The sequence below is a fragment of the Streptomyces sp. NPDC002935 genome (genome assembly GCF_040611295.1).
In the GTDB taxonomy this organism is placed as follows: domain Bacteria; phylum Actinomycetota; class Actinomycetes; order Streptomycetales; family Streptomycetaceae; genus Streptomyces.
In genome coordinates, this window is the sequence record NZ_JBEXNW010000016.1 from 194048 (window position 1) to 200171 (window position 6124).

General features: G+C 67.0%; 7 protein-coding genes. 4 read left to right on the forward strand and 3 right to left on the reverse strand.

Annotated elements, in window-relative coordinates; translation table 11 throughout:
* The first annotated feature begins 65 nt into the window (after positions 1–65).
* Together ABZX90_RS23040 and ABZX90_RS23045 are read left to right on the forward strand one after the other, a co-directional pair.
* A complete protein-coding gene (locus ABZX90_RS23040) occupies positions 66–434 on the forward strand; it encodes a hypothetical protein (RefSeq protein ID WP_355207514.1) in 369 nt (122 codons plus the stop codon).
* 235 nt (positions 435–669) lie between these two features.
* A complete protein-coding gene (locus ABZX90_RS23045) occupies positions 670–1785 on the forward strand; it encodes a WD40 repeat domain-containing protein (RefSeq protein ID WP_355207517.1) in 1116 nt (371 codons plus the stop codon).
* A gap of 348 nt (positions 1786–2133) precedes the next feature.
* Here ABZX90_RS23045 and ABZX90_RS23050 read toward each other — a convergent pair whose 3' ends face one another.
* Positions 2134–2523, reverse strand: a complete 390-nt coding sequence (locus ABZX90_RS23050; protein WP_355207520.1) for a hypothetical protein — start codon at positions 2521–2523, stop codon at positions 2134–2136.
* A gap of 655 nt (positions 2524–3178) precedes the next feature.
* Here ABZX90_RS23050 and ABZX90_RS23055 point away from each other — a divergent pair.
* Entirely contained in the window at positions 3179–3754 is a 576-nt protein-coding gene (locus tag ABZX90_RS23055) for a sigma-70 family RNA polymerase sigma factor (RefSeq protein WP_355207523.1), read from the forward strand.
* Positions 3751–4356, forward strand: coding sequence for a hypothetical protein (locus ABZX90_RS23060; protein WP_355207526.1), 606 nt, complete (start codon positions 3751–3753; stop codon positions 4354–4356). The genes ABZX90_RS23055 and ABZX90_RS23060 overlap by 4 nt, the downstream gene beginning before the upstream one ends.
* Positions 4357–4620: 264 nt before the next feature.
* On the opposite strand, the gene ABZX90_RS23065 is transcribed toward ABZX90_RS23060, so the two are convergent.
* Positions 4621–4905, reverse strand: a complete 285-nt coding sequence (locus ABZX90_RS23065) for a hypothetical protein (protein ID WP_355207529.1) — start codon at positions 4903–4905, stop codon at positions 4621–4623.
* Between the two features lie 366 nt (positions 4906–5271).
* Positions 5272–5769: a hypothetical protein gene (locus tag ABZX90_RS23070; RefSeq protein ID WP_351125805.1), complete on the reverse strand. Its 498-nt coding sequence runs from the start codon at positions 5767–5769 to the stop codon at positions 5272–5274.
* Positions 5770–6124: the final 355 nt, after the last annotated feature.

Sequence of the window (6124 nt, forward strand, 5' to 3'; positions counted from 1 at the left end):
GTGATCGGGGTGGGCACCTGCCTTGCCTGGCGGGCTGTACGTTCTTCGCGGACACGGAGGTGTTCGTGGTGACCATGGACTGGTCGGAGACACCGGCCGGGCCCGAGGGCTACCCGACGCCACGACAGACACTGCACCCCTACGGCATCCGCTGGTGGACCGAGTCGGAGCAGGACGACGCCGACCCGGAGTTCCACACCCACACACGTCTGTACGCCGACCGGCGCCGGTGGAACCGCGGCTGCCTCGACTGGCTGTTGCGAGCCGTCGCGGACGAGGCGCTCGTCGAAGTCTTCGTTGCCGACACGGAACTGCGACGCATCCATCATCCCTACGACGGCGGCGCAGACGTCATCCTTGCCACGCCTGCAGAACGTGACCATGTGCGTGACCGATACACAGACTGGCTTTCGAGCCACCCAGCCGGCCTCTGAGAGCCGCGCGGGCCCCCTATCCCCAGCCCACCGCGCAGGAGTCTGTGAACGCCGCTTGATGACTCACATCAAGCCTCACTCACAGATCTTTGCCCTGATGCCTGTGTGATGCGGGGTGATGGATCGGTTGCGTCCACAGGCCGGGCGCGCAGATCCGTCGGCACCGTTGCACGGCCGGACAGCGGAAGCCAGCGATCCGCCTTCCGCGGGATGCCGGATCGCGCGAGACTGCACCATGGCATTCCTGGGACGGCCGTCGCCACCTCCGCCGCGGGGACCGGCCGCTACCCTCAGCGGGCACGGCAGAGCGGTGAACGCGGTGGCGTTCAGCCCGGACGGACGGCTGCTGGCGTCCGGTGGCAGCGACAGGACCGTGGTCCTCTGGGATGTCACGGATGCATCCCACCCGACCCGGGCCGTCGGCCTCACCAGCCATCACACGGCGGTGAACGCGGTGGCGTTCAGCCCTGACGCACGGTTGCTGGCGTCCGGGAGCGCCGACTGGAGCGTGATCCTCTGGGACGTCACGGACCTGGCGAACCCGACCCGGTCGGCGGTCCTTGTCCATGAACGCCCCGGCTGGTTGTTTCGCGACGGCTGGCGGCAAGGTGGTGTCCACGCGGTGAGTTTCAGCCCGGACGGACGGTTCATCGCCTGCGCCAGCGACCGCACCGTGATCGTCTGGGATGTCTCCGACCCGGCACGGCCGAGCCGGTGCGCCCGTATCACCCACCATCGGCATGTCTGGCAGTCAGGTCCCGTCAGATCGGTGATGTTCAGTCCCGACGGACGGCTACTGGCCTCGGGTTCCGACGGCGACAAGAACACCGGGGTCCTGTGGGATGTCAACGAGCCGGCGCATCCGGTCCGAACCGCCGTCGTCCGACCGCAGGCCCGCGATTGGCCCAAGGCGTTGTCCTCGGGCGGGGCGCCTGCCGTCCATTCGGTGCGATTCAGTCATGACGGGCGGCTACTGGCCACCGGTAGCGGGGATCTGGGCGTTGTCTCCGGCACCTACGGGTCGTGGCGGCAAGGAGCCGTCACGGTGTGGGACGTCACCGACCCGGCACATCCCGTGAGGGCGGGCACTGGCACCCTTCCCCTGGCCAGTCCTGGGGACACGGGGCAGATGTATGCGGTGGCGTTCAGTCCGGACGGCCGGTTGCTGGCCTCCGGATGCGAGAACGCGGCCGTGACCCTGTGGGATGTCACCGACCCCACGCACCTGACCCCGGCCGCCCATCTCGTCGGCCACCGCAAGGCCGTACGGGGTCTGGCGTTCAGCCCTGACGGACGGATGCTCGCCGGCTGCGGCGTCGACACAACGGTGAGGCTCTGGGAAACGAGCTGACGGTGCGCGCCGTTTCCCGTGCTTCGAGAGCCAAGGCAGGACTTCTGGCCCGGCCGGCACTCTGTCAAGGGTTCATGACCACGATCCACACTCCAGCGGACGCCCAAGGAAGTCGGCCAGGCAACGTGTCACATGCGTACCCCTGGGCTCTCCGAACCCTGCTTGATGATCCATGTCAAGCCTCGCTCACAGACCTCTCGAAGAAGGCCCTCCGGTCGAACGGCGCCGGAAGTTGCTCGTCGGCCTGTGACTGCTGCAGAGCCGGCCTTCAGTGTCACAGCGCGCAGTAGGCGTCGCGCTGTCCGCCGATGGTTGCGGAACCCGCCGCTCGCACCGCGCACGCTGGTGTCACAGGCCTGCCAGGGCGAGGAGCCGGTGCATGTGTCGGGACGGCAGGTTGGGGTTGCCGACTGCGGCGATCGCGACGCATTCCGATGGATCGGCCAACAGCTGCGTCAGCTCGCGGGTCGGAAGCCGAGGATGGGTCGCGATCGCCCGGCGCATCGTGTGATCGGGATCGGCGGCCAGGCGACGGACGAGTTCCACAGGCAGGTCGAGGTCCCGCGGGGCCAGCTGCCGCATCCTCGGGTCGGGATCGGTGGCCAAACGGCGAGGAACGTCCGACGGGAGGGGGAAGTCATCTGCCGGACGCCACCGGGTCTCCTTCTTCGGGCGGTGGATGCAATCGATGCGTTCGGCGGTGGTGGGGGCGATCTGATCACGGGCGTGCAGAGCCATCGTCGTGCGGACGTTGCTCTCCTCGTCGTCGAGTAGTCGGACCACGACCGGCGCAGGGGGCAGTCGGACAGCGCGGCGTAGGCGCGGAAGCAGACGTAGGGCGAGTCCACGTACAGCAAGGGGTCAGCGGTCACCCATGGCAGACGCAGTGCCCGGAGCTCCCGACGCGCCGGCTCGCTCATGAGCTGCCGTTCAAACGCGTCGTCGTCCAAGGCTTGGAGATCGGTGAGCCGGTCCAGCGCGGTCACGCCGGACAGGATCTGGGCGTGGATCGCGGCGCGGGTCGACTCACGGGTGTCCTAGTGAGGCACCTCCCGTCCCGCGACAACAGGACCCGATCATTGCGCCAGGCCGGAGTGACGACCTCCAGGATCCAGCTGTCCGCGGTAACGGAATGCACCCTCCCCCGAAGAGCCCGGCTATACGCACCCTGCTGCCGGCGATCGGACCCAACCCAGGGCATGACGGGTCGGGGATGCGTCGGGGAATGCGTCGGGAGTGTGCTCGTCCGGATCGGGGTCGCGGCCCCGGGCAATCTTCTAACCCGTGACGGCGTCGAAGAGGCCGTGCCCATCGCGGGAAACGACCATCAGTGTCCGTACGCCCTCGCCTGAAAGGATCCGGCCAGTGCCGAACAGGACGGGTTGTGGAATCCATGACGGAAGAGGAGTTGCGCCAGAGGCAGCGGGCGCGCTTCGAAAGACTGGCGCACGTGGTGGTGGAACCGTTGCACCGGTATCTGCTGCGACGGACGAGCGCCGACATGGTCGACGACATCCTGGCGGAGGCGATGCTGGTGCTGTGGCGCCGTGTTGACGACGTCCCCGGCCTGGGGTCGGCGCCAGGTTCCCTGCCCGACCCCGATGACGTGCTGCCGTGGTGCTACGGGGTGGCGCGGGGCTGCCTGGCGAATGCCCGCCGAGCCGACGGGCGCCGGCTCCGGCTGGTGGAGCGGTTGATCCGGACGCAGGAGCAGCAGCCGGCCGGGGTCACCGACCACAGCGATCTGCACGCCGCGCTCGCCGCCCTCGGGGCGCTGGACCGTGAGGTGGTGCGGCTGTGGGCGTGGGAGGGGCTGGCGCCCCGGCAGATCGCGGAGGCGACCGGGCTGACGTCCAACGCCGTGAGCATCCGGCTGCACCGGGCGAAAAAGAAACTCGCCGAACAATTGAGTCGAAAGCATGATGAACCGTCCGGACACAAGAGAGATGAAGGAAGGAGCGGTCAGTGAATGACGACGAGTTGCTGGCCCGGCTGAAGTCCGCGGACCCGGCGCTGACCCCACGTGCTCCTCTGCCTGACATCGACCGACTTGTGGAGGACATCTTGACCACCGACACCGCGCTCCAGACCGGCAATACGGTCCCCGCGAAGACCGCTGCGCGACGGAGCCGCCGTCAGCTTTTCGGACTCGCGGCGGCTGCCGGTCTGCTTCTGCTCGGCGGCGGCATCGCCGGAGGAGTCATGGCGAACAACGACAACGGGCACTCGGCCTCGACCGGCCCACTGACACTCACCACCCACAGCGGCTTCGGCAGCCAGAAGTGTGCGGCACCCAGTCCCGACACCCTGCGTGAATACCCGACCCTCTTCGTGGGAACGGTCACCTCCATCAAGGGTTCCACGGTCACCTTCCGCGTCGACTACTGGTTGAAGGGCGGCGACACGGAGACGGTCGTGCTCGACAGCGACGCGAGCCGGCCGGAGGCGCTGACGTTCTCGGAAGGTGAGCGCTACATCGTGGCCGCCGAGAACGACGTCGTCCCGGTGTGCGGTGCGAACGGGGCCTCGGACGAGATCGTCGAGGAGTTCCGCGAGGCATTCGGGAAGTAACGGAAACCAGTTGCACGGACGATCCGAGCCCACCGACGGCCGCGGTGGGCTCGGGCCGGTTCGGGAAGTCGGCGCTTCTGTTGTTATGACCGTGTTCGCGCCGCGATGATCCTCAACGAATACGAACCGTTGACCGTCGGCGCTGTCCTGGGACCCGAAACACACTGGCCACATGTCTTCGCCGTGATGAAGGCTCTGGCGGGCCGCTTCGGTGATGACGGCGTCCGCCTGGTCGTGGCGTTCGGCTGGCTGGTCCGAACGCCGTCATGCGGAAGCCACCACCTCGCCGGCCATGACCTGGGGAGGGTTGGGGAGCAGTGACGCAAGGTTGTCCCTCACGAAGTCCGCAGCCCCCGAGATCGATTCTTCGGCACCGGCCTGGTCCTGGAAGACGCTGGTCGAGACCATCACTCCGTCCCCTGCATCGATCCAGTAGTAGGCCACGAAGCCGGAGACTTGGCGCATGAGCGGCACGAACCCCTCATTCACGAGACGTGCCGCCTCCGCCGAATCGGTCACCCCTTCGTACCGCCGGACTGCTGCGTACATCCCCAAGCTCCTCACGGCGTTGTGGGTTCGTCCTCTGCTGAGACGTCGTACCCCTGCGACGGCTGTCTGGCTCATGAGGCGTCCGTCAATCACCTGAAAGGCCGTCTTGGATGTACCCGAACGGCGACCGCCGGCCCGGACGCAGCGCCCTGCGCAAGTGCGCCACGAGACAGCCTCGACATGAGATCTCCCGGGACTGCGCGCAACACTTTGACGAAGGTAATTTTCCAGCGCGTATGAAGGCCTGGGGTGTTACTGCCTCCGGGTGGCAACAGACCATCGGTGGGCCGACCCAGCTGCGTTACGTGGCGTAGAGAGCCGGGCACATGTTGGGGCGCCCGCTGGGCTGGGTCCGTGCGGCCGTCGTTACCGCGAGGCAGCTTTGAGCTGAGCGGTGATTTTGGCCAGAGCCTTTTCGGCGGGGTGCTGTTTGATGAGCCCTTCACGACCTGCGGCGCGGAGCTCCACCACCGCTACGCCTTCGGAACCTGCGGCCACAACAGCGGTCACAACGGTGGGGTTCAGGCCACCAATCCCTACACCGACCATCGCTCGTACGGCGATTCCCCCGTTGTCTCGGACCTCCGTTCCTAGCAGATTCCCTATGTAGGCCAGAGTCGTGTGGACCAGCTGGGAGACTGCCGTCACCGTTCCGGACAACTCGACAAGAGTGGTACGAACGTCCTTCTTTGTCCATTTGAAGCCTCGAGCGGCTCCACGAGCACCGCCCCGTGCCCCTGCTCTGCCCAAACCGTGCGTTCCGGTGGCCGCCCCTCCAGCGGCAGCTCCTGTCGAGCCGCCCTTCGCACCGAGTTGCATCATCGCGGCAAGCAGGAGCTCGTTCTCGCCGGCCTCATCGAACATGCCCGCCTCCTCAGCACCAACAAGCCATGGCTCTACAACCAAAGTCACCCAGTCCTACCACTGGCCAGCAGCCTCCTCTAGATCGGCTGCCGTATGTGGCTTCTCCGTGTGCTCCATGCATTCGTTGGGGGCGCGCGACCTCGACCCGGAAGCCGGCGAGGACGACAACGCGCGGTCTCCGAAGGAGTCTCGGTGGCGCCATATACCTACTTCGCTGAAGAGTAGGGAGCGGCCGGGAAGTGGCGAGCCTGCCCGGAGGGCTAGAGCGTGTCTCTTTGATCGGTTGGCCGGTTGATCGGATGTGTCCGTCCGTTTAGTGATCACTGATGCGATGTGGGACCGGATCGAGCCGATG

What these genes read in the sequence shown, in the direction of transcription:
- ABZX90_RS23045 (WP_355207517.1), top strand. Translation starts at nt 670, where the DNA reads ATGGCATTCCTGGGACGGCCGTCGCCACCTCCGCCGCGGGGACCGGCC.
- ABZX90_RS23050 (WP_355207520.1), bottom strand. Translation starts at nt 2,523, where the DNA reads ATGGCTCTGCACGCCCGTGATCAGATCGCCCCCACCACCGCCGAACGC.
- ABZX90_RS23055 (WP_355207523.1), top strand. Translation starts at nt 3,179, where the DNA reads ATGACGGAAGAGGAGTTGCGCCAGAGGCAGCGGGCGCGCTTCGAAAGA.
- ABZX90_RS23065 (WP_355207529.1), bottom strand. Translation starts at nt 4,905, where the DNA reads ATGTACGCAGCAGTCCGGCGGTACGAAGGGGTGACCGATTCGGCGGAG.
- ABZX90_RS23070 (WP_351125805.1), bottom strand. Translation starts at nt 5,769, where the DNA reads ATGTTCGATGAGGCCGGCGAGAACGAGCTCCTGCTTGCCGCGATGATG.